A 25,002-nucleotide genomic window follows, 5' to 3' on the forward strand; every position below is an offset into this window, starting at 1 on the left:
AACTCCCCCCTGCCCCTGAACAGACAGAGGTTAGGGGTTGGGGCTCCTAGCGGTGCCATTAGGGGGGCAACGCTGAAGTGCAGGCCCACTAACCCGCTTTACCAGGGCTGGAGGGCAGGGGCGGCGGTATGAGATCTGTGTCTAGCCGGGGCGGGCTACTGCGGAGGGCAGGCAAGGCAATGACCAGACGATATCCGGCCTCATCACTGCCCTGAAGACGGAGGTGGCCACCGTGATGCTGGGCAAGGTGATGGCACAGAAGCAGCCCCAGCCAGTGCTTAGACAAGTCCGCTGGGGTGAGGCCATTCCCCAACAGACCCTGATTGTAGAGATCGTTTTCTAGGCGCTGGCAGCCGTCGCCCTGTTCGAGGGACTGACAAAGACTAATCATGCTGTTCGGTAGCCCCTCCCCTAACCAGGGATTAGACACCCAAAGGGCCAGGGTGAGGGATTGGCCTTTGCGGGAGCTATGAATCCGCAGGATGCTGTTTTCGCTGGCCATGTGCATGAGGCTAAACACGGCGTGATAGAGGATTTGCTTGACCGTGTGCTGGTCGAGAATCCAGAGTCCTTGGTTGGGCTCTACGGTGAGATCTAGGGTTTGGGAGAGGGTTTCGGCTAGGGGCGCTAGGGTGTCGAGCACCTGATGGCCGAGGCGGTGAATATCAACGGGGGCGGCGACGAGTTTGTTGGTTTCTGGGCTAATCAGCCCCAGATCGAGCATTTCATCGACTTGGTGCATCAGGGTTTGGCTGCTGGTGCGCACAATTTCCACATACTCCCGCTGTTTTTCGGTGAGGGGGCCGTAGATTTCGCGGCCCAACATGCTGGTCATGCCGAGAACAGCGGTGAGAGGATTGCGCATATCCTGAATCAGTTGGCCAATCAGGTGTAGCCGCACGGCATCTACCGCCGCCTGCTCGGCTTGCGTGGTCTGGGCCGCAGACATCGGTCGGGTGGTGGCCTGTTGCCGTTCGTATTCTCCCATGCCCCAACGGGCTGCCATCGCCAAAAAGCTGACATCCTGAGCGCTGAACTGCCGAGGCTGGCGATCCATCACCGCGAGGACACCAATGCACTGATGTTGGCTGGTGATGAGGGGCACGGCACAGTAGGCCGCCAGACCATAGGTGGCCATCATCGCCGTTGGGCTGTGGTGGGGGAGTTGGGTGGCATCGGCCACGGCCCAGGGCTGTTGGCAGTCGAGGACGTAGGGGCTGAGGCTGTCGGCCAGCGGTAGCTGTCGATGTTCGGCCAGGGGATTTCCCAGGCCCAGGCTGGAGAGGCCGTAGGTGGCCTTCAGAACTTCGGTATCCGCTAAGACCACGCTTACCCAGCCGATGGCAATCCCTAAATGATCTCGCACGAGTTGAATCGCTTCCTCGAAGGCAGGAATACTGCGATTGTCCTCAAGGTGGAGGGCGGCAATAGCGTCTAAGCGCTCTTGGGTTGAATGGGGACTCGTCACCGCAAGCGGGCGATGGGCAGACCAACTGTCCACCGTTACATCATTGGGAGCAAGTCCATGGGCTGGGGAAACTAGGAAACTCATGGCCACAGATGGAGGAAGTTAGGAAGACATCCTTAGCATTCCCGAATCGCGGCCTGAATGCGCAGTTTTTTTGAAAAAAACGTAAATTTTTATACGCCATTTCATATTGACTCCTGACACTCGGTTTCCTCGGTGGAGCAGAGGAAGCGGGCCTAGAAGGGAATGGCGCTGGGCGGGCGGCTGATTAGAAGCGCGCAGGACGCTGGGGAACAAGATGGGCACAACCCAGTACGGAGACAGGCGATCAGGTGTTACCCCCACCGACGGCCCTACGTAGTGGCTATTGTTGACTACGCTGCGGCTTTGTGTCCCAGCACCCGCTAGGTTGTCCAGGGCGGTAGGGGATCGCGGTGCCCTTGGCCCTGGCCGTTCTGGCTAAAGTGTTTCGCGGCGCAGATACTACAGCGAGACCAGCGCTTCAGTTCGCCCGGTGGGGTGGGGCAACGACAATCTGGGCAGAGCATCCGTTGGGCCGCCATAGTCTGGGCCACCCTGGCCCAGCGCTGGAAACTTTCCTGGGCTGTAGGACGGTGATCGATAGGAGGTGGGGTGGAAATCACGTCGGGCTCGAAGCTGGGGTGCTGCCGTAGCCAGTCGGGCAGGTTATTGATGGGGGCTGAACTGGGCAAGGTTTTGGGGTGGGGGCGGCGAAACCAGTCGCCACTGGAAAACCGTAGGTCTTGGAGGTCGATCTGAAGCTGTTGGTTGAGCTTGGTGAGAATGCCGATTCGCTCTAGGGTGAGGGTCTGCGCCCACATTGGATTTATGACGGTAACGTAAAGAATCGATTGCTCTAGCCGCACAGGCCGGGATTGGCGGGCGACAGCAGGCCCTACCACGGCAGACCAGTTTTCTAGAATGCGCCGAAACTGCCCTTGCCTACGCCATGCAGGCTGTTTCTCAACCTGGTTTAACAGGTGGCCAAGGGCATCGAGGGACATGGGTATGCCTAGGGAGGTGGACGGTAGCTCGGCCCTTGGGGTGGGCGGTGGGGCGGTGGGCAAGCCTCGATGGCGCAAGACTCAGACTAGCGAGAGGCACCCTGGGGGCTAACGTTAAGTCTGCCCGATCTCCGTGGTGGGCGAGGACATAGCTTCGATGCCCATCTCCATCTGGCTTTAACCCAACCTTCTCACAGATTAACTGGATCCTAGCGGGTAACTAGACTGTAACGAACGTTGTCAATGGGGAAGAAATCAGTAGTATTAGGGGTGTTCCGTTGATCGGTCGTCTAGGACGTTACGCCATGGTTCATCCGTCGGTTGGTTCCACACCCTATCCTAATGCTTCCCAGCCAGGGGTAGCCAGCCCACCCAGCCCCGACCTCCACCGCGCCCTGGGGAGTCTCATGGTGAACCTGGATGATGAGATCCTACGCTATCGCCATAGCCGCACCGGACAGGGGCCTCGTCCCGATACTCAGCGCAAACTTGCCTTTCGGCCCAAGGGTCGCCCCGCCCCCAGTTTGATGCCCCTCCAGGCGTCTGGCTCTAAGCCCAGCCAGGGCCAACCCACCCGCAGGCTGACGGATCCGCCCGTGCCCCAGAAACGCCGCACGGCGTCGGCCACCCCCAGTCTTCCGGCCTACGCACCAGGGGCTATTCCTGGTGTACCGCCCACCGCTGCGACTGATCTGGGCAGTACCCTAGCCCCCTATGCCCCGGCACCAGATGCCTACCTGGAGAGCACAGCGGCTTTGCTGGGCAGTGCGCCCGCCGCTGCGCCCATCTATCGTCCAGAGGAGCCCTATTATCCAGAGCCCTACTTCCCCCAAGACGAGGCCGACTATGAACCGTCCCTGGCCCAACGGCTTTCTACGCCGTTAGGGGTGGGGGCATTGCTGCTGTTGCTGGTGGGCAGTGCGGGCTTAGGCTATTTGGCCACCTCCCCCGCCGCCCTCGACCATTTACGGGATCGAGTTGGCCTGGGGCATTCCTCCTCTCCGGCTCCTGATGCTGAGGATGGGGCACCTCCGGCCCTAGGGGAAGTGCCCACTGGGCTCCAAGGCATCGGCCCAGATTTGTCAGGCCAGACCTTTGACGCCCTGGATCTTGACCGGGTGAGTCGGCTACCCGTAGAGCCTTCGCGAAGTGGGGCCAGTCTAGAACCAGCGGACAGGGCACTGAATTCTGCCCCCGGTGCCGATTCAGCGCCTGCCCCCACCGAGGCTTCCCCCACCGAAGCTGGGACAGCATCAAGCAGCCCTCCCCAACCCACGGAGCCCATTCGGCCTACGGGCACCCTCCGAACAGAACCTGTGACTCCCAGTGCGCCCAGCCGCCCCACTCCGGTGACGGTATCGCCGAGTGCCGTTTCGCCCGGTGCGGCTCGACCCGCTGCGTCTGCGCCCCCTGCGCCCATGCCTCCCATTGCCGCCCCCCCGGCACGTCCGGCTCCACCACCGTCAGCTCCAGCGGCTCCTCCTGCGGCCCAACCTCCCCAACCCCTCGGCACCGTGACCACCGCCCCTACACCGCCGCCCTCACTCTCCGCCGCGCCCCCGCCGCCCTTAACCCCGTCGGCCTCAACTCCGCCTCCGGCCACCAGTCAGCCTAACTTCTATGTGGTGACAGACTACACGGGCAACCAATCCCTAGAGTCTGCCCGCCGGGTGGTGGGCAATGCCTATGTGCGCGATTTTCAGGGCGGTACCAAGATTCAAATGGGGGCATTTTCCCAGGAGTCCTCTGCCCGCACCTTGGTGGAGCAACTTCAGCAGCAAGGTATCCCAGCTCAGGTTTACAATACGCCCTAGCCAGGGCCTCAATCGCCGCCTGTGGGGCTGTTTTGGGGAAAACCAAGGACGCTCTGCTGGGGACTCAGGCCTGCGGTTCACCCCTAGGCCAAAGAACGGCTGTTATGCTGAATCAGGGGGCCAACCTGCCCTCTTATTTTGGAGACTGGGAGAACGCTATGGGGTTGTTTGATCGCGCCTTTCGTACCCTGCGGGCCAACCTCAACGGCATGGTCAACCAGGCTGAAGACCCCGCCAAAGTCCTGGAGCAAACCCTGTTGGAGATGGAGTCGAATCTGCTGCAACTGAGGCAGGCCGTCGCCCAGGCCATTGCCACCCAAAAGCGCACCGAACGCCAAAGCGCCCAGGCCCAAACCACCGCCCAAGAATGGTACAACCGCGCTGAACTCGCCCTGCAAAAAGGAGACGAGGCCACCGCCCGACAGGCTCTCACCCGCCGCCAAACCTCCCTAGAAGCAGCCCAAGCCATGGATAGTCAACTGGTGCAGCAGCGGCAGGTGGTTGCCACCATGAAGGAAAACATGCACCGCCTAGAAACTAAAATTGCCGAGGCTAAAACCAAAAAAGATTTGTACATTGCCCGCGCCCGTTCCGCCGAAGCCTCCCAGCGCTTGCAGGAGATGATCGGTGGCTTTAGCAGCGGTGGAGCCAAGACGGCATTCGACCAAATGGAACAGCGCGTGCTGGATTTAGAGGCTCGTTCTGAGGCCATGCAAGACCTCAGTGGCGACCCCCTAGAGCGCCAGTTCACTGCCCTAGAAAGGGGTGGCCCCGTTGAGCAAGAACTCGATGCTATGAAAGCTCGACTCGGTCAATCTGCCCCAGCCCCAGAGAGCCTACCCCCAGCAAGTTAAGGCTTGACAGCCACGGTGATAAAAACTACGTGATAAAGCCACACTCTGCAAGATTATTGCATTGCCGAATCATGGGAAACGGGTGAGGTTCGGGGAACTGGGTACGGTAGGTTCGGTGGGGAAATACCCCATGGGATTAGGGTTTCTCGCCCTAGAACCGCCTAAAAAAATAGCACACTATAGAGTCATAGCCTAGGTGGTTTAACCACTCATTCAACAACTAGGAGGTTGCTGTAATGATCGTTCGTCGCTATCTCGATCCCATCTCTGAAATTAATGCCATTCGCCGTCAAATTAACGACGTCTTTGGTGACTTTGCTGCTGAAGTTTTGCCCAGGGCTGATTGGGCTCCGGCGGTACGTTTATTGGATCAAGGCGATCACTTTTTGCTGACGGCCCATGTGGTTGGTATTGAGCCTGAAGCCTTGAATGTGCAGGTGACGGCTGACACCATTTCCCTAGAAGGTCAGCGCCCTGAACCGACCTTGCCAGAGGATACCAAGCTGCTCTATGACGATGTGCGCTATGGGCAGTTCCAGCGGGTCATTAACCTGCCGGAACCCATTCAAAATAGCCTGGTAACTGCCGAATTTAACCATGGCATCCTGACGCTGACCCTGCCTAAAGTAGTGGAATCCCAAACCAAGGTTGTGAAAATTACCTTGGGTGCTCCTACCCTAGAGGCCCGTCAGCCAGAAGGTGAGGGAACCAAAGCCTAGGAACTCCGTTGGTATGATGTCGATCCAGCGGTAAAGCCTTCGGAAATCGTGGACAATAGGCTGCTGCCATAAAGCCTAATTCGATCCCAACATCCAACCTGTTTCTAGGTCTAAATTCAGGGGAACTGAGGTTCCCCTTTTTGGTGGGTTGAGCTACAGGCCGTCCCAAAATGTGCCCGTACCAATTAAAGCCTCGTAGGGTTCGAGTTGGTCAAAGGAAAAGTCCACCATGGTGGGGACGAGAAGGGCATGGGCTGGGTGCTGGTGGCTGACAAAGAGCTTGCCGTCGCGGTCGTACAAAAAAAGGGAAACGTGCTCGTCGTTCTCAAGTTCGGCAACTAGGCCATACTCAAACCCTGGCCAGTCCTTGGGCTGCTGGGTAGCCCAATCCTTAGGACGGTAGGGTTCGGCTAGCTTAACCACATCTCCGGCGGCAATGGCGTACTCAGACACAGTGGATCTCCGCTGAACGTCAGGTTGAAAAACAGGGCAGAGAGCACAACCTTGGGGCTAATGGCCAAGGGGCACGATGAATACCGGGTCTGCTAAGGCCCTTCTGCCGTTTAGCTAGATTACCGTAGCCTTGGGGGAAAGAGGAACTTTGTGTATTCAAAGACACAGTTTTTAAGAAAATGATCCGGCCCGTACAGAGGATAGTGCCTCTGGCGAGACAGCCTATCCATCTGGGACTGGGAAATAGCCCTAAATCCGCATAGAAAAACTCCTATATCAATTAGGGTTTTTACCAGCCTTGAGACTTTGACAAACACCACGAATTTCAGTATGGAGGAGGCTACGCCAACGACCAGATCCACAGGGGCAAGATCAAGGGTTAAATTGGGGGTAAATACTAGGATTTAGGATAGCTGGGGCTGGAGATCCCGCAGGTAGGGCCACCTGCCAGGGCAGAATCTTGTGGGGGCTTGCGCCAGATTGGGCATTCGATCCTAATATTCATAACGAAAGGGACGGGGGCATCCCGGCGCAATACGCTGTTTCATGAGGATCAATCATGGGTACCTGGGTTAAGGAAACCGACGAAGCCATCTATCTCATGCAGGGCAATCAATGGATTTCCCGCATTCAGAAAAAGCCCTCCTCCAGCAACCCCAGGGAACAAGTCCTCAATGTTGAGGGGATGCGGCAGTGGTTTCTGCGGGCCGATGCCCCTTTGGCAATGACAGTTTCGGTCGGATCTGGGGGATCGGAGCCAGATCGGATGGGCGCAGCTACGCCGGACAAGAACCCCCAAGGGGAGGAGAGCCTAGGGGAGGCCGATGGTGAGGGATTGGCCCCCCTGGGGGAAGATCGTCCTAGCCTGGGGGCCAAACTGCGGGTAAAAAAAACCACCTACTTTAGGCGACAGCCTCTCCCCGCTGATCGCTTGGCGGAAGTCGATAAAATTTTGCTCACCCAGGGGAGCGTTCTTGATCTTCAGTACTACGTTGATCTCGGGGATCATCAATGGCAGGTAGAACTGCGAGAGCCTACCCTGGGGAACCAGCCGCAAAAAACCTGGTGGGTCGATGCCCGTGATGTGGAAATGATCACCCACATTACCCTCACGGCAATCCGCAAGACCGTCTTTAAACGAGAGGCCAAGGACTCCTCTCAGCTTCCGGCAACCAGCCTGTTGACCATCGCCCAGGGTGCCCGATTTCATCTGATCAACAACACACCCGCCGCTGGCGACCACGCGGAAATAGAGCTGGCGGAGGTGCCCTCCAGCCAAGAGACGAGGCGACAGTGGTTTGTCTATAAACCCGACGTCAACATTGAAGGCAGGCGGGAACTGCTGCGGGTGAAGGGGGACACGGTCTTCAAAACCCAGCCGATTCAGTCCAGCCAGCTCACCAGCGAGGAAAAGGTGCTGGTCAAAAAAGGGACGGTGTTTTTGCTCAACTCCTACGCTCAGCCCGCCCAAAACCATGTGCGGGTCGCCCTCCAGGGTGCTTTTCTGGGGCCCAAAAACCTCACAACCTGGTACGCCTACATTCCCGATATTGAGATGGAGGGCACCAGCCTGGGCAACAATCCCAAGGATCAAGGGGTGGCCCCGGTGGCCCCTACCAGAACGGCCCCCGCCCCGGTAGATCGCGGCATTCGGCTGACCCTCCCTGGCCTCAGCGGCACCTACTACTCCAACGATCCGATCTATCCCGTCAATCAGTACGGACAGCCCGGCAACTTTACCTGGGCTGAGGCCCTGCACGTTAATCGAGCGACGGGCTACTATCGCAAACCCGCCAATGCCGCTGTGGTGCAGGGCATCTTTCGGATAGCTCGCGCCCTAGAGGAAATTCGTCGTATGTACGGAGATCGCCCCATGCGCATCAACTCCTGGTATCGTGACCCTGCCACCAATGCCGCCGTCGGGGGGGCTCGGTTTTCACGCCACCTGTCGGGGGACGCGGTAGATTTTGTCATTCCGGGGGTCAGTTGCTTCAATGTCTACGCCCGCCTCAGTCCTTGGTGGGGCCAACGGGGTGGTCTCGCCAGCTCCTCGGTCTTCACCCATATTGACGCTCGGGGCTACCGGGCTCGGTGGGATTACGGGTATTAACCGATCAGCCTGGGGAAATTAAATACAAAGTCAAGATAATTTGTTCGGAAGAACCCTGCCGAAGCCCTAGGGAAAAGGTTAAAATTTACCTTGATTTTTAAGCGTTAGAACAATTTCTACCATGGCGGATTCCGGTACTTCCCCGACCAGCGACAATTTTGAACTATTGCCCCGTCAAGAAAGGGTAGAAACGCTGCGTAATGCCCTAGAGACCCTGCAAATTGCCGACGAAATCGCTAAGCAAGGCTATCTTATCACCAGTTCCGAACTGGCTGATTTAATGGACGTGAATGCCAGCGCTGTCACCAGTCGGGGCGAACTTTGGCACTGGCGCAACTGGTCTGTTTCCCGGGTGCGGCGCGAAGGCAATCAAATTCTCTGGCAAATCGAGCGCATCGACTAACGGTTTGCGAGCGCTTTCCACGAAATGGGCATAGGATTTCTCTGCCCATTTTTTAGCGCATCTAGCCAGAGCGAAGGTGTCCCCAGGATGAGGGTGTCCCAAGATAGGCCCCCAGGGAGGTCTTCGGGTGGTGGCGACCTTCTGTCCGCCCAACCTGTGCGCTTACAGCCCTCCCACAAAGCGGCCAGGGCTGAGTCGGTGCTGGGGGTCAAACTGGGCTTTAACAGCCTCCATGAGGGCCAGGGCAGGGCCAACATCGCCCCAAACCCCTAGGGCTTGTTTAAGATCGGGGGATGCCTCCAGCAGCACTAGATAGCCTTGGGAGGCCCCACAGATAGACCGCAGTTTTGTCAGGAGATCAGGGGTGGCGGTGGTGGCCTCCAGGCACACCGTACCGATGCCGCTACTGGCGTGGATGCGGGCAAGGTGGCCGGGGGCAAGCTGCTGAAGCTGGGTCAACAGGTCGCAGGCGGTGGTGGGCAGCAGGCCAACTTTAGCTTTTACGGTCGTGGTTGCCGTTGTTTCAGCGGGAAAGAGGTAATCATTCGCCCGATGCCAAAAGGCTTGATCCTCGGCTTCTGCCAATTCCTGAACGGCTAGTCCGGCGGGGAGAAGCTGGCGCAGAACAGCCAACTGTTCTTCTACCCCAGGAGCGATGGACTGGAACCGGGCGGCGAGGGTGAAGGACTCTGGGCTACCCAAGGCCGCGGCGAGGGTGGGCGAAAGCAGGTCTAGGGCCACGGGGGTCAGCGAGGAACGGCGCACGGCGGCGGTGAGAGTCTGGATTTCGGCAATGTTCCCAGAAATGACCAGGGTTTTCGAGGTTTCCTGCACCGGGAACAGGCGGAAGGTGAGTTGGGAAATCATGCCCAAGCTGCCGTAGGATCCGGTGAACAGCTTCATCAGGTCGTATCCGGCCACGTTTTTCACGACGCGGCCCCCAGCCTTGGCAATCTGACCGTCGTAGCGCACCAGGGAAAGGCCAATCAGCATATCCCGCACGCCACCGTAGCGCTGCCGCAGGGAACCTGCATCCCCGGTTGCCACCATGCCGCCGAGGGTGGCCCGATGGGGATAGGCCGGATCCAGAGGCAGAAATTGGTTCACAGCGGCGAGCTTGGGGGCCAATTCCGCCAGAGTCAACCCTGCCTGGGCGGTGAGGGTCATATCCCCCACGGCATGGTCGATGATCTGGTTCAGGCGGGCGGTGCTAACCACCAGATCAACCCCCTGAGCCAAACTGCCCCAGGTGAGCTTGCTGCCCGCACCGCAGGGCAACACCCGCCACTGGTTTTGGTGGGCGCAGGCCATCACCGCTGCCAGTTGGGCTTCGCTGGTGGGATAAACCACGGCCTGGGGCAGGGTGTGATCCACCGTGACCTGGGCTAGGGATGTCCCTAGCTCAGCGGCGATTTGGCCTTGGGAAGTGACAGATTCGGCCCCAAGCAGGGCGGTGAGGGTGCTAACGAGGTCAGCCATGGGCGCTAGTCGATGCTGATGGGGGTGGGGCCGCTGGCGCTGGAGGCCGAGGGGGGAGGAACGTCGGTGCGGGGGGTGCGAAACTCACCGTAGAGCCGATCCCGCCAGTCGAAGACGGCCTGGTACTCTGGCACGTCGGCCAAGCCAGGGACGCCCTTGCCGCAAATGCCCTCCGGCAGATCCACATACTGACGGTCGGGGAACTTGAGGTACATGGTGGCAGCAGCCACGGCAAAATCCGCCAGGGTAGGCTGGTTGCCCAGCAGGTAGGGGCTATTTTCCAGCATTAAACAGAGGGCGTCTAAATCTTGCTTCAGGGCGGTGGCGGCGACCTTGATATCGTCAGGGCCAAAGCCAACCCCGGTGCCGACGAGGTTCAGAATATCCCCCGGCAGGGCACCCACCAGATTCCGCAGCAGGTCGGGGGTGGCCGTTGGCAGCAAGGCCGTGCGGAAATTGGGATGCTGCTTGAAGGCCCCGATCATCACCTTGCGGGCATTGGGCACAATGGCTTCATCGGCCCAGCTTTCTAGGGCAAGGCACAGCCCCCGCTGTTTGGGGTCGGTGGGCAGAATGGGGCGGTCGGGGTAGGTGCGCTCTAGGTGCAGGGCAATAGCGGTGGAATCGGGGATGATTTGGTCGCCATCCTTGAGCACAGGCACTTGGCGCTGGCCCGACATTTGGAAAACTTCAACCTGACCCACGCCGGGGGTGACGTCCACCTTTTGGTAGGGCAGTTGCTTGTAATCGAGGATGAGACGAACTTTCTCCGCGTAGGTGGAGGCTTCAAACTGGTACAGCGCTAGCATGATCGTCCTCTTAGCAGCCTGGGATATCGAGGATCAAGTCTGACCCGGTAACACTGTATCGCTATTTGTCGAGATTTGTTGGGGTGACGGGCTGGCACAGGCCGAAGCATGGGGCGGCTGGGTAATCACCTCCACCGACGCAAACCCGGCGGTGGCCAACAGTTGGCCCACGGCCAGTTCGGCCCGCTGATTGGCCTCGGCGAGTAGATCGGAGGTGCAGGCGGCGGCGTTGATTTTGGCCAGGGCTTCTTGCTGAGCACGGCTTTGCAGCAGGGGAGCATTGTCGGGGCCGAGGCCCAGCCAGCCCCGATCATAGGCGTAGACCGTGGATTGACTCACGTCTAGCTTGCTGTCTAGGATTCGCGGCGGCGGTAGGGTAATCCGCAGGGTCGAGTCGCCCGCCACCTCCACGTCTGTTGCGGCAATTTGGGACAGATCAACCCCCGCCCGCACTTGGCCGTGGGCAAGGTAGAGCAGGTGGGTGGAGCCAATGACATAGCCCGCTAGGGTGCGATCACTCTGGGCGGGTACCACGGCCTCCATGGTGAAAATGGCTGTGGTCAGTTCGCTGGCTCCCTGCAACTGCCGTACCACCACCGTCCGCACATCCACCTCCGGCTCCGTCACCACCGGGATAAACAGCGCGGGCAAGGTGGTCAAAACCTGCTGCCCCGTCCGCAAAAGCCCTACGCCCATGACTAGGCCCGCTGCCACGGTGCCGCCGATCACCATTTGCCCCAAGGCCCACCGCCAGGGGCGCGTTCTCCGTCTGGGCATAGGATCGGCCCAGCCATAGCGGCAATCTGCATCTGAATCAGCCCTGGGGGGGGAGAGCCAGGGCTGGCCTGCGCGGGGAATGGCCTCCGCTCCTTGCCGATGATTCCCTTGCCGATGGTTAGAAGAATCTTTAGTTCTGGAGCAATCATCTGTCGCTGCGGGCATAATGGCAGCGGTTGAGTTGCTCGGTTCGGGGCGATCAACGGTGTCAGACTCGGCAGGAACGTGGCCCATAGGAATAGGGATCTACACAGTGAGATTGTCCCTCTGAGGCTAACAAATTCCTCGCTAATTCGGGGGGCTTGCCCCAAAAATGTGTGCCCTAGAATACGCAAATTGGGTTGACCTAGACTTAACCTTTGGGGTAAGCTGGGGCGCTAATTACGGCCTCAATATTGGCCAAACCCATCAAAAGTAGCCTGGTTTTCCACAGGCTGCGCTTTTGCCGCCATAAGTTAACGGTGCTCGAAAGTCGTTATGGCCCTGCGGTTACAGCGGGCTTGGTGGGTGATTAGGCCGATGCGTTTCCTAGCTTATCCACAGACCTCGGTAAGGCTGTGGATAAGATCTTAGTACTAGCCAAACATTCTGAAGAACCTAAGCTTGGATTAAGGACTGAGGGTAGCCTCTAGCCTGAAGTTTGACCATAACCTCGATTCTGGCAGGGCTGCTTGCCCTCAGATCCAGCTCGGAATCCACCAGCGACGATGGAGATCCCTCGGCGACAGGGGCCAACCCAGGAATAGGGGGAGCCAGAAAAGAAAGCCAAGGGCAACTAAACTCAGCAAGAGCCAAGCCATGGCCCGATGGGATCGGCGGCGATGCCCCAGCCAGCCGGACAGCAACCAGGCTAACGCCAGGGCGCTAAAGACCACCATCCCCAGGGCGTGGTACAGAAAGGTACAGCGGCTCACCAGCAGCCACGGCAGCCACTGGGTTAGATAGTTGACGACTAAAAAAGCCTCGACGGTGAGGGCACTGGCCGAGGAGGACGACGGGCCGCCACCATCCGCCGCTGTACTGGGGGCCGAGGAATTGCCCGGGGCCGAGATGGCCCTGGGGGCAGGGGAATCGCTGGTTACGGGGGAAATCATCGGCTGAGATCGGCCCCACCATGCCCCTGGGCTGCGACAAACCTTTACCCCCAGGGCGAAGATAGCGGCGGTTGACCACCACCAGAGCATGGGGTTGCCCATGGCCTGAATGGTGACGACTTGCTCCGGCGGGTAAGCCTGGTAAAAGTAGGCGACCGGGCGCAGCATCAAGGGCCAGGTAAACCAAGGGGAGCAGTAGGGATGGGGGATGGCCTGCGCCCCGATGGTCTGGTGAGCCCCCCATAGCTGCTGGTGCAGTTTCCAGAGGGATTCCCCGGTCATGGCGAGGTGGGGTAGCCACAGTAGCCCGTAGGTCAGGGTAGGCAGGATGCCAACGTACAGCAGTTCCCTGCGCCAGGAGATGGGCTGATCACAACCCTGGCGTCTCCACCGCCTCAAGAGCAGCCCCAGCCCAAAGGCTGCTCCGTTCCACTTGCCATTGATGGCGGCCCCTAGGCTGATCCCAGTCGCCAGCCGCCCCAAGGAACCCCTAGCCCAAACCCAGCAGACCTGCCCCAAGACCCCAAACCACAGCCAGTAGAGGTTAATCAGCGCCAGCCGCGACTCTACCAGCGTCAGGCCCTCCAGGGTCATCAGCGTTGCGGCCATGAGGCTAAAGCGGACGCGACGAGGGCGAGGCTGCCCCTGGCTCAGGCCGTAGGCGAGGGCCGCGACGAGGGCGGGGAGGGTTGATCCCACCAGGGCATTGAGCCATCGCCCGCTCAGCAGGCTAACGGACTGACCAGCCACGACCACCGTGGGCCACTGCCCCTGGGTCGCAGGCCCCTGACTGAGCCAAAGCCCCAGGGCAATCAAATACTTGCCGAGGGGAGGATGGGCATCGAAAACAGGGCTGCGGTTGAGGTAGCCCAGGGCAAAGGGGATATAGTAGATTTCATCAAAAATGAGCTGATTGAATCGCCCCAGGCCCCAAAATCGCAGGCCTAGGGAGAGGCTACTCAGGCCGAGAATTCCCAGCCACAGGGACGTTGGGCGCAGGGTCTTCGGCATTACCGTTCTGGGGCCGTGAGGGAAACGGCTATTATTAAGAATTGCGACACATGATCGATCATGACGATCAAGGAGAATGGCCTGTGAAACGGAATCACGTTTTGGCTGGGATGATGGTGGGCTGGCTGGGTGGCTGGGGCGTTGCCGCCGAGGCTGCCATGCCGAGGGTCGAAATAGCGCCTCCCCAGCCGTCCATGGAGCTTTGGGCAACCCAAGCCCCTCTGCAACTGGCCCAAGCGACCTCCTCCAGTAACCTTACCGCAGCCCAGCAAGCTCAACTGGATGAATTGCTGCGTCAAGGGCAGGCGCGAGTCGCCGCTGGCGATCCAGCCGGAGCCCTCACGGCCTATCGGCAGGCGGCCCAGATCGATCCCCAGAACGCCCGCATTTTCTCTGGCATGGGCTACCTCTACATCCAGCAGGGCAACTATACGGAAGCCGTCACCGCCTACCGTCGTGCCCTAGACCTAGACCGCAACAACCTAGCTTTCCGCTATGGCCTTGCCCACAGCCTTTTCCACAGCGATCAACTCACCGAAGCCCTAGCGGTCTACCGCGAAATCCTCTCCCGACACCCCCGTGAGGCCAATGCCCACCTGGGTATCGGCAGCATCCAGCTTCAGCAGGGTGATGAAGTCGCCGCCCTAGCCACCTACCGTGAACTGGTGCGTATTGCCCCCGGCAACGCCCAAGCCTACGAAGCCCTAGGCAATCTCTACATCCGCCAGGGCAACTACGATGAAGCGCTCACCTACCTCAATCAGGGGGTGCGGGCCAGCAGCAACAAAGACAGCCTCTATGCCAGCATTGCCAGTATTCACCTGCTGCAAGGTAACGTTTCCGCCGCCCGATCCGCCCTCACCCAGGCCCTGGCGCTCAACAGCACCAATGCCCAAGCCCAGCACCAAATGGGCTACATCCTATTTCAGGAAGGCAACCGCGAAGCTGCCTTTGAGCACCTCATGCGGGCGGTACGGATCAACCCTGATTTGGTGTCTGCCCACGCCTTGCTAGGGGGCATTCTGCTAGAGCGAGAGCAGTATCTCCAGGCAGTGCTGTCCTATCGTCGCGTGGCGGAGGCCCGTCCTGATGACCCGGCGGCCTTTTATAACCTAGGGCTTGCCCTGTGGGGGCAGGGGCTCCAGGCTCAGGCTGTGTCGAATATCGAACTGGCCCGCTCTATGTACTTGCGCCAGGGCGACCCCGAAGGGGCTGAACGCGCCGCCGCCCTGATGAGTTTTTGGGGCGTTGCACCCTAGGCACGACCCAGGTATTTCCCTATGGATGCCCCCTAAACGCTCTAACGGACGCCGCTAAAATAGCCCAGTCCATTAGAGCGTAGCTGTAGGGGCGCTACACCTTGCCTAGGAAACCAGGGTGATCGTGGTTAGATAACTGCCTGACTGATCACCCCTGGAATGCCTAGGGCAGAGGTGGGTTAGGCGAGGACAGGGGTTTTCGCCTGCAACAGGCTTTGGAACATGGCCAAGCCATCGGTACTGCCCAACAGAGAGTCAGCGGCCCGTTCGGGGTGGGGCATTAGGCCCAGCACATTACCCTGGCGGTTGCAGATTCCGGCGATGTTATTCAGCGATCCGTTGGGGTTGGCGGCATCGGTAACGTTGCCCTGGGTATCGCAGTAGCGCAACACCACCTGCTGATGTTCCTCTAGCTCCGCCAGGGTAGCGGCATCGGCGTAGTAGCTGCCTTCCCCGTGGGCAATGGGTAGGGTGATGACCTGGCCCTGGCGGTAGCCTGCGGTAAACGGTAGCGTAGTGCGTTCGATGCGGAGGGGCACTCGGTCGCAAATGAACTGCATATCCCGATTCCGCACCAGGGCACCGGGCAGTAGGCCCACTTCAGTCAAAATTTGGAACCCGTTGCAGATGCCCAGCACCCATTTGCCTTGGTTGGCGTGGGCCACCGTGGCCTGCATGGCGGGGGAGAATCGAGCAATGGCCCCACAGCGCAGATAGTCGCCGTAGCTAAAGCCCCCCGGCACCACCACCACATCGAGGTCGCTGAGGTCGCTGTCTTCGTGCCAGACCATGCGGGTGGGTTGCCCCAACAAATCGCGGGTGACGTAGGCCACATCGCGGTCACAATTGGCTCCAGGAAAGACGATTACGCCAAATTTCATCGGGGTGAAGGGGTAAGGTGTGGTGTCCTAGGGACATTGAATTTTGAACTTTGAATTCTGAACTTTGAATTCTGAACGCTAGCCGCCCTAAACTGGCACCGCTAGAGCCTCCAGCTCAAAACGATAATTCTCAATAACGGGGTTAGCCAAAAGCTGATCACACATGCGGTCGATCTGCTGGCTGGCGGCGGCCTCGTCAGCGGCTTCTAGGGAAAGTTCAATATACTTGCCGATGCGGATGGAATCGACATTGGTGTAGCCCATGTGGGCTAATCCAGACTGCACCGCCGTCCCCGCCGGGTCTAGCACCGACGGACGCAGGGTGACATAAATACGAGCGCTGTACTGAGGCATGGCCGACTCCGCCACGGACTGAACTAAAACGGTCTCCACCGAATACATTATCGTTGAACCAACGGCAACTGCATCGATTACGAACCAGCCCCATCCTACCCCATCCCGTGGGTTGGTAGAATAGAGCCAGCACGAACGAGCAAGCATGGCCCGACGCACCCGCAGTCAAGAGAAGATTCTATCCACCCTCAAGGGCGTAAGCCAACCGATCTCTGCCCAGTCCCTCTACATCGAAATGCGACAGGAGGGATCGACCCTAGGTTTGGCCACAATTTATCGCGCCCTCGATGCCCTCAAGCTGGAAGGGGCTGTGCAGATGCGGACGCTGCCCTCCGGGGAAGCCCTCTACAGCCTGCCCCAGGAAGATCGCCACCACCTCACCTGCTTACAGTGCGGCAACTCCATCGCCATTGATGAATGCCCCGTCCACGAGCTAGAGAAACAGCTCCATACCGCCCATCAGTTCAAAATTTTCTACCACACCCTAGAATTTTTCGGCCTCTGTCCCCAGTGCCAGGGCCTTCTCTCCGCCACCTCCTAAGACCGTAGTTATCGGTCAGGGTTGGGTGATGTTTTGAATCACTGGAGCAGGTGTGATCCTTAGGGGATTCTAAGCATTCCTGATCCCCGAAACGATCTCCGCTACTATCCACCTAGGCGGCGTGCAGGGGGTTGATCTGGGCTGTTTCCCCAAAATAGACCCTCGCCTGGATAATCGTTGCCAAAGGTACGCTATTTCGCGGCTTTAACCCGGTAGGATACTACAGGTTTACCCGCTGGTTTGCTGCCCCAAAGGTCATTCTGGATCGGCCCATGACTGATTGGCCTATCCCTTTGAGGGCAACGGCACTGAATCTCACTGGATTGAATCTCACTGGAGGAATAGTCATGGTTGCAATCGCGTCGGTACATGGGAGAGAAATCCTAGATTCTCGCGGCAATCCAACGGTTGAAGTGGATGTGGTGCTGGAGGACGGCAGCAAGGGACGGGCCGCTGTGCCCTCCGGCGCGTCTACCGGGATTCGCGAAGCCGTGGAACTGCGGGACGGCGACAAGGCCCGCTACGGTGGCAAGGGCGTCCTCAAGGCCGTGGCCAACGTCAACGACACCATCGCCCCGGCGGTGAAAGGCATGGACGCCGCTGACCTCGCGGCGGTGGACGGCAAAATGCTGGAGCTGGACGGCACCGAGAACAAGGGCAACCTAGGGGCCAACGCTATCCTGGGTGTGTCCATGGCCGTGGCCCGTGCCGCTGCGGAGTCTGCCGGGGTGCCCCTCTACGTGGCCCTGGGCAGTACCGATTCGGTGCTGTTGCCCGTGCCCTGCTTCAATATCATCAACGGCGGTGCCCACGCCGACAACAGCGTAGACTTCCAGGAATTCATGATTGCCCCCGTGGGTGCCCCCAGCTTCACCGAAGCTCTGCGCTACGGGGCCGAGGTCTACCATGCCCTCAAGTCTGTGCTCAAAAAGGCGGGCTATAGCACCGGAATCGGCGACGAAGGCGGCTTTGCCCCCAACCTCAAGAGCAACGTCGAAGCCATCGAGGTGATTTTGCAGGGCATCGAAAAAGCTGGCCTGCGCCCCGGTGACGACATCGCCATCGCCCTCGACCCCGCCGTCAGCGAACTCTACCAAGAGGACGGCAGCTACCTGTTCTACAAATCCGACCAAAGCCGCAAATCCTCCGACGAAATGATTGACCTCTGGGAAAGCTGGGTGAACCAGTTCCCCATCGTCTCCATCGAAGACGGCCTGGGTGAGCAAGACTGGGAGGGCTGGAAACGGATGACCCAGCGCCTCGGTGGCCGCATTCAACTGGTGGGCGACGATGCCTTTGTCACCAACCCCGCCATCATCGCCAAGGCCATCCAAGACGGTGTGGGTAACTCCACCCTAGTCAAGGTGAACCAAATCGGCTCCATCACCGAAACCCTGGCCGCCATCAAAATGTCCCACGATGCGGGCTACACCTGCATGGTCAGCCACCGCTCCGGCGAAACCCCCGACGACTTCATCGCCGATCTTGTCGTCGGTGCCATGACCGGACAAATCAAAACCGGAGCCCCCTGTCGAGGCGAACGACTCTCCAAATACAACCAACTGCTCCGCATTGAAGAAGAACTGGGTGCTAAGGCAAAATACGCCGGAACCAGCGCCTTCAAGCAGTAGGCCCAGCCTACCCATCGCCCTAGCGCCACCAACACCAAAGGGTCGCACCGCTCGGCGCAGCCCAGCCGCAGAACCCAACGCCTTTCAGGGGTGTTGGGTTCTGACCATTCTCAGCCTGCCCTGGGACAATGCCTGCTTTCCCGCCCCCTGGTTGGCCCGCTAAGATCGGGATTGAGCCAAGTTTTCCTTCGGTGGCCCCGGATGATCCCGACGGGTGGAAAGGTTAATGTAGAAATATTGTTATTTAGGAGGCGAGGCGAACTCCGTCCTAGCCTAGGGGTATTCTCAGTGTCATCCCCCGCCCCGCCGATGGTGCAGGATCATCTTTGCTGACCACCCCAAAGCATGACACCCTGCCTAGGGTTGTGATCCCTTTTCTCCGCAGCTAGCCGCCGGATTCGGAATTCATGGCGTTTCAACGATATCCCCTTCCAACCGTTCAAAAAGTGAGTCAGTTGATTCGCGGAACGTTGGTGCTGCCCATGGCCGAAGCTCAGCCCAAGGAGACGGCCTCGGAGGACGACGAAAACATCCCAGACTCCCTCGATGCCCTCGGAGACCTCTTTCGAGTGGGGGACGATCTGGACGAAAACCTGCCTGCTCCCAATACCGACGGGCGCTGGTATGTCAGCACGCTGGATCCTTCAGAGGTGTTGACCAAGCTTCCCGGCCTGTGGCTGGCCCCTGGCATTCGGCTCGTCACCTATCTGCGCCAAGACAAGGAGGGCGGCATGGGGATGACCGTGGCCCTGCCGAGTTTGCTCAGCACCACCGAGCGCCTAGAATCGGCCATTGAAGCCCTAGCTCCCGATCAAATGCCCAATCCCATGGGGTCGCTGCCTAATTTAATGGGCGGCATTGAGGGGGATGGATCCCTAGCATCTTTTTTGTCGGCGTCTATTTTCATGCGAGAAATTCGAGAATTTGGCCGCTTTGGCCGCTATACCCGCTGGACTTACCATCGTTTTGTGGATGCTGTGCCTGCCAAGCTTCCCTGGCAGTGGCGGGCCAAAATGCCGGAGGACTTTTTGCCCAAGGTGGTGCTGCGGCCCGACTCGGAGGTCATCGTGGAGTTCTATACCTGTCGGGTGCAAAAGCCCATCGCCCTCTTCCGCCACCTGGATCGCTATCCTCCCAATAGCTACGCGGCGACCCACCAAGACCAAGTTATTGCGGTTGCAGGGGCTCCCGGAGCTTAGCAGAGAACTGGGGAGAGCCGCGGGTGACGTTTCTCTGACGGTTTCTAAAGATCCTCCCAAGGATAGCGGCGGAAACTCAGCCCCAACCAGTAGACTTAGACATAGTTGGAATCATAATTCCGCATTTTCCCTGTTTTCAAGGAGCCCCTCCAGCCGATTTGTGCCGCCGCGATTGCCATGCAGAACCGCCCTCCCTATCCCCTCCAACCCCTCGCCACCCTCACCCAGACCGAGACCGAGCGAGTGGAAGAAGTGCTGCGACTGCTAGAGAATCTGTTTCAGCGGGAGAAGGCCACGGCCCAATCGGTTCTGGACTGTCTCTATGACGTGGGGGCGGTGCGATTGATTGATCAAAAAGTGCCCATTAGCGCCCTGCGCTGGCCCCTTAAGGGGGTTGCCCGCCTCAGCAAACCAATCTTTCGCATCTTTGCCCTGCGCTGGATGATGCAGAATTGCCCCTGGCTGATTACTCGCTGGATGTTTAACCTACTGCGCTTTGACGGGCCTCCTCTCATTGAAACTGAGGAAGTGGCTCCGGTCATTGATGTCGCCCCCACCCCTGCGGCCCTGCCCCCGCGCCTGGAAGCACCCTTGCTAGAACGGCAGGCTGCGGAAATCAATGCCCTGCGTGGCCGGGTCAGTTGGCTAACGGCAACGGTAGTGGTGTTGCTCATTCTGGGCGGCATGAACTGGATGAGCTAGAGCCCCCAGACTAGTCGGCAATGGGGCCATCGGAGGGTAAGGGTTGCGACGGCGACGGACTCCCTGATCCTGGGGCTAGGGGGAAGCGTTCCGATGGGCTGAGGGGGGCTGACAGAGAAGGATTCGACGGGTTAAGGGGCATGGCGGGATTGGTGAGCCCGTCTGGATCTCCCAGCGGATTAGCGCCGGGATCGCCTAAACTGGGCGCACCAGGCACACCTTGGGGAAGGGCATCGGGGAAGGGGAAGGTATTGGCATTGGGGTCGCTGAGGTCAATGTCGCGGGGTAGGGTCGCTAGGGCCACCCGCTCGCCGCCGACGGAACGCAGAATATCCAGCACCCCCACCACATCTTCGTAGCGGGCATCGCGGGCGGCATAGAGCACCATCAGCCCGTTGGGGTTGACCTGGCTAAACTGAAGCAGCACATCGTAGAGCAGGTCAATGCTGACGGGCTGCTGATCTAAATACACCTGGCCTAGGTCATCGACACTAACGTAGAGCCGATCTCCCATGGAACCCATCTGACCGGGCAGAGGCTGTCCGGTTTGGGCCGAGGGCAAATCTAGACTAATGGCCTGCTGCCGGGTGAGGCCCACCGCCGCCAGAATAAAAAAGGTGAGGATACAGAAGATCACGTCGATCATTGGAATGATCTCTAGCCGTACGTCTTCCTTGGGGCTGTCGAGCAAGTCAACCTTCATAGGGGGCTAACCTCCGGGGTAGGGTCGGTTGAAGGGGACAGGGAGGCCGAGGCTTCCGAGGGAGCAAGGATTTTCCCCTGGGCCCAGCTTTGGCGGTAGAACAGTTCGAGTTCGCTGCCCGCCTGCCGAAACATTTTTGCCTGTCCGAAGATAAAACCCTGGAACAAGCGGTAAAAAGCCAAGCTGATGATGGCCACAATCAACCCCGTAGCAGTGCTAATCAGGGCTTCGCTAATGCCCAGGGAGGTGCCAGCGGTGGCATCGCCGCTGCCCAGGTCGCTAATTTGAATGGAGCCCAGGGAGTTAATCAACCCCAGCACCGTACCCAACAGCCCCAGCAGCGGGGAGAGGGCAATGACGGCCTCTAGAACTTTGTCGCCCTTGCCCATGATCGCCAGTTCTTCGTTGGCGGCGGTCTCTAGGGCAAGGCGAAACACTTCAGGATCGGGGGCTTGCAGATTTAACGCCGAGGACAAAAACCGCCCCATGGGCAGGGCACTGGATCGCTGGGCAATGTCTGCCGCTGCGCCCCAGTCTCGCCGTGCCGCCTCCAGCACCCGCCCCGACACCTCCCGTTCGCGGGTGAGGATGCGCGACCAAAACCAGATCCGTTCTAGAATCGTCCCCACTGCCAAAATGGACAACAGCAGCAGGGGCCACATGGCGATGCCGCCCCGTTCAAATAATTCCGGTATACTCACACCACTCTCCTCATTGCCACAGCATCTAGGGCATTCTCACGGATACTTCGCCACGGATATCTCGTAACGGATATTTCGCGAAAGCATAACAATTGTAGTGAAGATAGGCCCCTTTCAACAGGACTGCCGAGCAACGGCCCTTCAGATAGTCCTAGTCCTTCAGCTATCTTTGAGGGATCTCCTCCCTAGGTCTGCGGTGAGCACGTCATTGGCCCAAAATCTGATCCAAAATCTTTGCCGCCGCCCGCCGACAGGCTCCCGGTTCTCCTAGGGTTTGGCGCAGGGTTGCATAGCCTGCCAGCATAGCTTGGCGATGGTCGGAGTTTTGCAGCAGATCCAGCGCCGCCGTTGCCAGGGCTGCGGGGGTGGCTTCCCACTGCAAAAATTCTGGCACGATGGCCTGGTTCACGGCCAGGTTCACGGGCGACACGTAGGCCACCTTGAAGTTGAGCAGGTAGTAGGCAATGCGGGCGCTGAGGGGGTTGAGGCGGTAGGCCACCACCTGGGGCACGTTCATCAGGGCAATTTCGAGGTTGGCGGTGCCGGATTTGGTAATCGCCACATCGGCGGCAGCAATGGCATCGGTGGGTTGATACTCGGCGGTGGGTGTGACCAATCGCCCCGGTAGCTGGGCCTGGGCGAGGGCTTGGTCAAAGGCGGGTTGCAGTTCCGCCGATGAGACGGGCAGCAGAAAGAGAACGTCGGGACACTGTTTCTGGATAATCTGCGCCGCCTGGATTATCGTGGGCAGCAGGTATTTGACTTCCTGGCGACGGGAGGCGGGCAACAGGGTAACGATGGGTTGATCTGCCTTTAGGCCCAACCGTTGACGGGCTTCCTGGCGGTCTGGCGGCACCGGGTAGCGGTCTAGTAGGGGATGGCCCACCCAAGACACCTTGGCCCCAAAGCGCTGGTAGTAGTCGGCTTCGGCGGGAAAAATAGCCAGCATTTGATCGCTGTAGCGCACCAGTTTTTGGCTGTCCTTTTCGGAAAAGGCCCACACCCACTGCTGGGGGGCAATGTAGTAGGTGATGGGCACCTGGGGCAGGGATTGCCGCAGAAATTGGCCCATGGCCAGGTTGGGGTTCATGTAGTCGATCAGCACCACCGCATCGGGAGGCTGGGCCAGCAGGGCACGTTTGGCCTGCCGTTGCAGCCGCAGGGTGGGCAGCAGGTAGGGCAGGGCTTCAAAAATGCCGACGGAGCCGATGGTGGTGGTATCGCCCACCAAGTCTGCCCCGGCCTGGGCCATGCGGGGGCCACCCAGCCCCGCAATCGTGATATCCAGACCCCGATCAGCGGCTTCCTGGCGCAGAGCCGTCACCAAAAACGCCCCCTGAAGGTCGCCCGATACCTCTCCGGTGCTGATAAAAATCCGCCGGGTGGAGCCGGATGTTGCCGTCGGTGCCGCCATCCCTAGTCTGCCTCGGTGGAACGGCTGGAACGCTTGCGGCTGGGGGTGGCCCCTCGACGGTCGGGCTGCTGGGAGGACGCCTTCAGGAATTGGCTAAAGTGGCGCACCAACTCGTTATCCGACCAAGGTTCTAGCTTGTCTAGGGCGCTGGCTAGGGATGCGCCAGAGCGATAAACCAGACGATAGGCTTGCTTCAGTTGGCGGTAGTCTTGGCCCTCGTTTTGGTCGGCCAGTCCAGCCCGCTGCAAGCCTACTTGGTTCAGCCCCCGCACCAGGGCCGGGTTGCCGTTCACCATGGTAAAGGGGGGCACATCCCGGTCGATACGGCTGAGGCCACCGATGTAGGCATAGCGGCCAATGTGGACAAATTGGTGTACTCCCACCAGGCCACTAATCCGCGCCCAGGATTCTACATGGACGTGCCCTGCTAGGGCCACGGAGTTGGCCAACACAATCTGATCTTCGAGGATGCAGTTGTGGGCCACATGGGCGTAGGCCATCAGCAAATTGTGATTGCCCAGCCGTGTCACCACATCGGGGGTGGTGGGGCGGTTGATGGTGACATATTCGCGAATCAAGTTGTGATCGCCAATCTCCACCTGGGTGATGGCCCCGTCGTACTTGAGGTCTTGGGGTTCTAGGCCAATGGCGGCACCGGGGTAAACGCGGTTGTGGGCACCTAGGGTAGTGTGGCCGTCAATCACCACATGGGCTCCAATGTCGGTGTTGGGGCCAATGGTAACGTGTTCGCCAATCACCGCATAGGGGCCAACTTTCACACTGGGATGGAGACTGGCCCCGCTGTGGATCACGGCGGTGGGGTGAATCAGCGTAGTAGTCAACGACTTGCCTCCAGAAGCCAGCACTTGAAAGACACAAACGGGAATAGGGAAATGCCGCCACGGGCTAAAACAGGGCTCAGGGCTGACCATCTTCCCTGTTCTAGGGAAGTGCCCCTCACCCGCCTAATCAACAACCGAGAACATCAGTTCTCCTTCGCAGGCCAGTTGGCCATCCACCTCGGCTCGACCAAACATTTTGCCAAACCGCATCCGTTTAATGGCCAACAGTTCCACGGTCATGATCAGCTGATCACCGGGGACTACCGGACGCCGAAACCGCACCTTATCAATCCCAGCAAACACACACAGGCCGCTGACCCCGTCAATTTGGGTGAGCACAATGCCGCCCACCTGGGCCATGGCCTCCACAATCAGCACCCCCGGCATGATGGGCCGACCGGGAAAGTGCCCCTGAAAGTGGGGCTCGTTGAAGGTGACGTTTTTAATCCCCGTGGCCTGCTTCCCCGGCACATAGTCAATGATCCGATCCACCAGGGCAAAGGGGTAGCGGTGGGGCAAAAGGGCCTGGATTTCCTCGGTGGTGTAGGTGGTTTTTACCACGGGCTGGGTGTCTGCCGCTGTGTCGAGGCTGGCAACCGCCGTTTGGGGGCTGGGGGAAGTGGCTTCAATCACGGTGATGTCGATACGCTCCTAGGTCTGCAATGGAAAGGGCAGGATTTCGGTTTGATCTACCCAGGGTTAGCCCTGGGCTGGTTCCGGCCCACGCGCTGGGGACGATGCCAACTGGCCTACGGCTTT

At 59.4% G+C, this 25,002-nt stretch carries 24 protein-coding genes; 10 read left to right on the forward strand and 14 right to left on the reverse strand.

All coding sequences use genetic code 11. The features are described from left to right. Positions 1–88: 88 nt before the first annotated feature. Both GFS31_RS13555 and GFS31_RS13560 read right to left on the reverse strand, forming a co-directional pair. Positions 89–1,552 (reverse strand): GAF domain-containing sensor histidine kinase, encoded by a 1,464-nt coding sequence (locus GFS31_RS13555; protein ID WP_198805322.1) that lies wholly within the window; start codon positions 1,550–1,552, stop codon positions 89–91. Between the two features lie 320 nt (positions 1,553–1,872). Further along, positions 1,873–2,493: a DciA family protein gene (locus GFS31_RS13560; RefSeq protein WP_198805323.1), complete on the reverse strand. Its 621-nt coding sequence runs from the start codon at positions 2,491–2,493 to the stop codon at positions 1,873–1,875. Between the two features lie 305 nt (positions 2,494–2,798). Between GFS31_RS13560 and GFS31_RS13565 the strand changes: the two genes are divergently transcribed. The 3 genes from GFS31_RS13565 (at position 2,799) to GFS31_RS13575 (ending at position 5,880) form a co-directional block, all read left to right on the forward strand. Next, positions 2,799–4,307 (forward strand): SPOR domain-containing protein, encoded by a 1,509-nt coding sequence (locus GFS31_RS13565; protein WP_198805324.1) that lies wholly within the window; start codon positions 2,799–2,801, stop codon positions 4,305–4,307. A gap of 158 nt (positions 4,308–4,465) precedes the next feature. Next, positions 4,466–5,161, forward strand: coding sequence for a PspA/IM30 family protein (locus GFS31_RS13570; protein WP_198805325.1), 696 nt, complete (start codon positions 4,466–4,468; stop codon positions 5,159–5,161). 236 nt (positions 5,162–5,397) lie between these two features. Continuing rightward, positions 5,398–5,880 (forward strand): Hsp20/alpha crystallin family protein, encoded by a 483-nt coding sequence (locus GFS31_RS13575; protein ID WP_198805326.1) that lies wholly within the window; start codon positions 5,398–5,400, stop codon positions 5,878–5,880. Between the two features lie 153 nt (positions 5,881–6,033). Here GFS31_RS13575 and GFS31_RS13580 read toward each other — a convergent pair whose 3' ends face one another. Beyond that, positions 6,034–6,333 carry a hypothetical protein gene (locus tag GFS31_RS13580; RefSeq protein ID WP_198805327.1) on the reverse strand — a complete coding sequence of 100 codons (300 nt, stop codon included), beginning with the start codon at positions 6,331–6,333 and terminating at the stop codon, positions 6,034–6,036. Positions 6,334–6,892: 559 nt separating this feature from the next. Here GFS31_RS13580 and GFS31_RS13585 point away from each other — a divergent pair. Both GFS31_RS13585 and GFS31_RS13590 read left to right on the forward strand, forming a co-directional pair. Further along, positions 6,893–8,443, forward strand: coding sequence for a D-Ala-D-Ala carboxypeptidase family metallohydrolase (locus GFS31_RS13585; protein ID WP_198805328.1), 1,551 nt, complete (start codon positions 6,893–6,895; stop codon positions 8,441–8,443). Positions 8,444–8,564: 121 nt separating this feature from the next. After that, entirely contained in the window at positions 8,565–8,846 is a 282-nt protein-coding gene (locus tag GFS31_RS13590) for a hypothetical protein (protein ID WP_198805329.1), read from the forward strand. A gap of 162 nt (positions 8,847–9,008) precedes the next feature. On the opposite strand, the gene GFS31_RS13595 is transcribed toward GFS31_RS13590, so the two are convergent. From GFS31_RS13595 to GFS31_RS13610, 4 genes are all read right to left on the reverse strand, one after another. Further along, positions 9,009–10,325 (reverse strand): FAD-binding oxidoreductase, encoded by a 1,317-nt coding sequence (locus GFS31_RS13595; protein ID WP_198805330.1) that lies wholly within the window; start codon positions 10,323–10,325, stop codon positions 9,009–9,011. 5 nt (positions 10,326–10,330) lie between these two features. Beyond that, positions 10,331–11,134, reverse strand: coding sequence for a glutathione S-transferase family protein (locus tag GFS31_RS13600; RefSeq protein ID WP_198805331.1), 804 nt, complete (start codon positions 11,132–11,134; stop codon positions 10,331–10,333). A gap of 33 nt (positions 11,135–11,167) precedes the next feature. Then, on the reverse strand, positions 11,168–12,145 hold the full coding sequence (locus GFS31_RS13605; protein WP_225907415.1) for a DUF4230 domain-containing protein: 978 nt from the start codon (positions 12,143–12,145) through the stop codon (positions 11,168–11,170). A gap of 443 nt (positions 12,146–12,588) precedes the next feature. Further along, positions 12,589–14,016 (reverse strand): phospholipid carrier-dependent glycosyltransferase, encoded by a 1,428-nt coding sequence (locus GFS31_RS13610; RefSeq protein ID WP_198805332.1) that lies wholly within the window; start codon positions 14,014–14,016, stop codon positions 12,589–12,591. 83 nt (positions 14,017–14,099) lie between these two features. On the opposite strand from GFS31_RS13610, the gene GFS31_RS13615 reads away from it, so the two are divergent. After that, entirely contained in the window at positions 14,100–15,275 is a 1,176-nt protein-coding gene (locus GFS31_RS13615; RefSeq protein WP_198805333.1) for a tetratricopeptide repeat protein, read from the forward strand. 179 nt (positions 15,276–15,454) lie between these two features. Here GFS31_RS13615 and purQ read toward each other — a convergent pair whose 3' ends face one another. Both purQ and purS read right to left on the reverse strand, forming a co-directional pair. Next, a complete protein-coding gene (purQ, locus tag GFS31_RS13620) occupies positions 15,455–16,156 on the reverse strand; it encodes a phosphoribosylformylglycinamidine synthase subunit PurQ (protein ID WP_198805334.1) in 702 nt (233 codons plus the stop codon). 87 nt (positions 16,157–16,243) lie between these two features. Continuing rightward, the gene (gene purS, locus GFS31_RS13625; protein ID WP_317135032.1) at positions 16,244–16,558 is read right to left on the reverse strand and encodes a phosphoribosylformylglycinamidine synthase subunit PurS; all 315 of its coding nucleotides are present in this window, start codon (positions 16,556–16,558) and stop codon (positions 16,244–16,246) included. A gap of 97 nt (positions 16,559–16,655) precedes the next feature. Between purS and GFS31_RS13630 the strand changes: the two genes are divergently transcribed. The 4 genes from GFS31_RS13630 to GFS31_RS13645 all read left to right on the forward strand — a co-directional run bounded on the left by GFS31_RS13630 (position 16,656) and on the right by GFS31_RS13645 (position 20,583). Next, positions 16,656–17,051, forward strand: a complete 396-nt coding sequence (locus GFS31_RS13630; protein WP_198805335.1) for a Fur family transcriptional regulator — start codon at positions 16,656–16,658, stop codon at positions 17,049–17,051. A 347-nt stretch (positions 17,052–17,398) separates the two neighbouring features. After that, complete coding sequence (gene eno / locus GFS31_RS13635) at positions 17,399–18,682, forward strand: phosphopyruvate hydratase (RefSeq protein WP_198805336.1); 1,284 nt, start codon at positions 17,399–17,401, stop codon at positions 18,680–18,682. A gap of 407 nt (positions 18,683–19,089) precedes the next feature. After that, a complete protein-coding gene (locus GFS31_RS13640; RefSeq protein ID WP_198805337.1) occupies positions 19,090–19,881 on the forward strand; it encodes a hypothetical protein in 792 nt (263 codons plus the stop codon). Between the two features lie 177 nt (positions 19,882–20,058). Then, on the forward strand, positions 20,059–20,583 hold the full coding sequence (locus GFS31_RS13645; RefSeq protein ID WP_198805338.1) for a hypothetical protein: 525 nt from the start codon (positions 20,059–20,061) through the stop codon (positions 20,581–20,583). 10 nt (positions 20,584–20,593) lie between these two features. On the opposite strand, the gene GFS31_RS13650 is transcribed toward GFS31_RS13645, so the two are convergent. The 5 genes from GFS31_RS13650 to fabZ all read right to left on the reverse strand — a co-directional run bounded on the left by GFS31_RS13650 (position 20,594) and on the right by fabZ (position 24,804). Beyond that, positions 20,594–21,286: an ExbD/TolR family protein gene (locus tag GFS31_RS13650; RefSeq protein WP_198805339.1), complete on the reverse strand. Its 693-nt coding sequence runs from the start codon at positions 21,284–21,286 to the stop codon at positions 20,594–20,596. Then, positions 21,283–21,987: a MotA/TolQ/ExbB proton channel family protein gene (locus GFS31_RS13655; protein WP_198805340.1), complete on the reverse strand. Its 705-nt coding sequence runs from the start codon at positions 21,985–21,987 to the stop codon at positions 21,283–21,285. The genes GFS31_RS13650 and GFS31_RS13655 overlap by 4 nt, the downstream gene beginning before the upstream one ends. 205 nt (positions 21,988–22,192) lie before the next feature. Then, a complete protein-coding gene (gene lpxB / locus GFS31_RS13660) occupies positions 22,193–23,401 on the reverse strand; it encodes a lipid-A-disaccharide synthase (protein WP_198805341.1) in 1,209 nt (402 codons plus the stop codon). Positions 23,402–23,403: 2 nt separating this feature from the next. Further along, entirely contained in the window at positions 23,404–24,243 is an 840-nt protein-coding gene (lpxA, locus tag GFS31_RS13665; protein WP_225907416.1) for an acyl-ACP--UDP-N-acetylglucosamine O-acyltransferase, read from the reverse strand. A gap of 123 nt (positions 24,244–24,366) precedes the next feature. Further along, positions 24,367–24,804, reverse strand: coding sequence for a 3-hydroxyacyl-ACP dehydratase FabZ (gene fabZ, locus GFS31_RS13670; RefSeq protein ID WP_263974938.1), 438 nt, complete (start codon positions 24,802–24,804; stop codon positions 24,367–24,369). Positions 24,805–25,002: the final 198 nt, after the last annotated feature.

Origin of the sequence: Leptolyngbya sp. BL0902 (genome assembly GCF_016403105.1) — a bacterium.
Lineage (GTDB): Bacteria > Cyanobacteriota > Cyanobacteriia > Phormidesmidales > Phormidesmidaceae > Nodosilinea.

What these genes read in the sequence shown, in the direction of transcription:
- GFS31_RS13555 (WP_198805322.1), bottom strand. Translation starts at nt 1,552, where the DNA reads ATGAGTTTCCTAGTTTCCCCAGCCCATGGACTTGCTCCCAATGATGTA.
- GFS31_RS13560 (WP_198805323.1), bottom strand. Translation starts at nt 2,493, where the DNA reads ATGTCCCTCGATGCCCTTGGCCACCTGTTAAACCAGGTTGAGAAACAG.
- GFS31_RS13565 (WP_198805324.1), top strand. Translation starts at nt 2,799, where the DNA reads ATGGTTCATCCGTCGGTTGGTTCCACACCCTATCCTAATGCTTCCCAG.
- GFS31_RS13570 (WP_198805325.1), top strand. Translation starts at nt 4,466, where the DNA reads ATGGGGTTGTTTGATCGCGCCTTTCGTACCCTGCGGGCCAACCTCAAC.
- GFS31_RS13575 (WP_198805326.1), top strand. Translation starts at nt 5,398, where the DNA reads ATGATCGTTCGTCGCTATCTCGATCCCATCTCTGAAATTAATGCCATT.
- GFS31_RS13585 (WP_198805328.1), top strand. Translation starts at nt 6,893, where the DNA reads ATGGGTACCTGGGTTAAGGAAACCGACGAAGCCATCTATCTCATGCAG.
- GFS31_RS13590 (WP_198805329.1), top strand. Translation starts at nt 8,565, where the DNA reads ATGGCGGATTCCGGTACTTCCCCGACCAGCGACAATTTTGAACTATTG.
- GFS31_RS13595 (WP_198805330.1), bottom strand. Translation starts at nt 10,325, where the DNA reads ATGGCTGACCTCGTTAGCACCCTCACCGCCCTGCTTGGGGCCGAATCT.
- GFS31_RS13600 (WP_198805331.1), bottom strand. Translation starts at nt 11,134, where the DNA reads ATGCTAGCGCTGTACCAGTTTGAAGCCTCCACCTACGCGGAGAAAGTT.
- GFS31_RS13605 (WP_225907415.1), bottom strand. Translation starts at nt 12,145, where the DNA reads ATGGGCCACGTTCCTGCCGAGTCTGACACCGTTGATCGCCCCGAACCG.
- GFS31_RS13610 (WP_198805332.1), bottom strand. Translation starts at nt 14,016, where the DNA reads ATGCCGAAGACCCTGCGCCCAACGTCCCTGTGGCTGGGAATTCTCGGC.
- purQ (WP_198805334.1), bottom strand. Translation starts at nt 16,156, where the DNA reads ATGAAATTTGGCGTAATCGTCTTTCCTGGAGCCAATTGTGACCGCGAT.
- purS (WP_317135032.1), bottom strand. Translation starts at nt 16,558, where the DNA reads ATGTATTCGGTGGAGACCGTTTTAGTTCAGTCCGTGGCGGAGTCGGCC.
- GFS31_RS13630 (WP_198805335.1), top strand. Translation starts at nt 16,656, where the DNA reads ATGGCCCGACGCACCCGCAGTCAAGAGAAGATTCTATCCACCCTCAAG.
- eno (WP_198805336.1), top strand. Translation starts at nt 17,399, where the DNA reads ATGGTTGCAATCGCGTCGGTACATGGGAGAGAAATCCTAGATTCTCGC.
- GFS31_RS13640 (WP_198805337.1), top strand. Translation starts at nt 19,090, where the DNA reads ATGGCGTTTCAACGATATCCCCTTCCAACCGTTCAAAAAGTGAGTCAG.
- GFS31_RS13645 (WP_198805338.1), top strand. Translation starts at nt 20,059, where the DNA reads ATGCAGAACCGCCCTCCCTATCCCCTCCAACCCCTCGCCACCCTCACC.
- GFS31_RS13650 (WP_198805339.1), bottom strand. Translation starts at nt 21,286, where the DNA reads ATGAAGGTTGACTTGCTCGACAGCCCCAAGGAAGACGTACGGCTAGAG.
- lpxB (WP_198805341.1), bottom strand. Translation starts at nt 23,401, where the DNA reads ATGGCGGCACCGACGGCAACATCCGGCTCCACCCGGCGGATTTTTATC.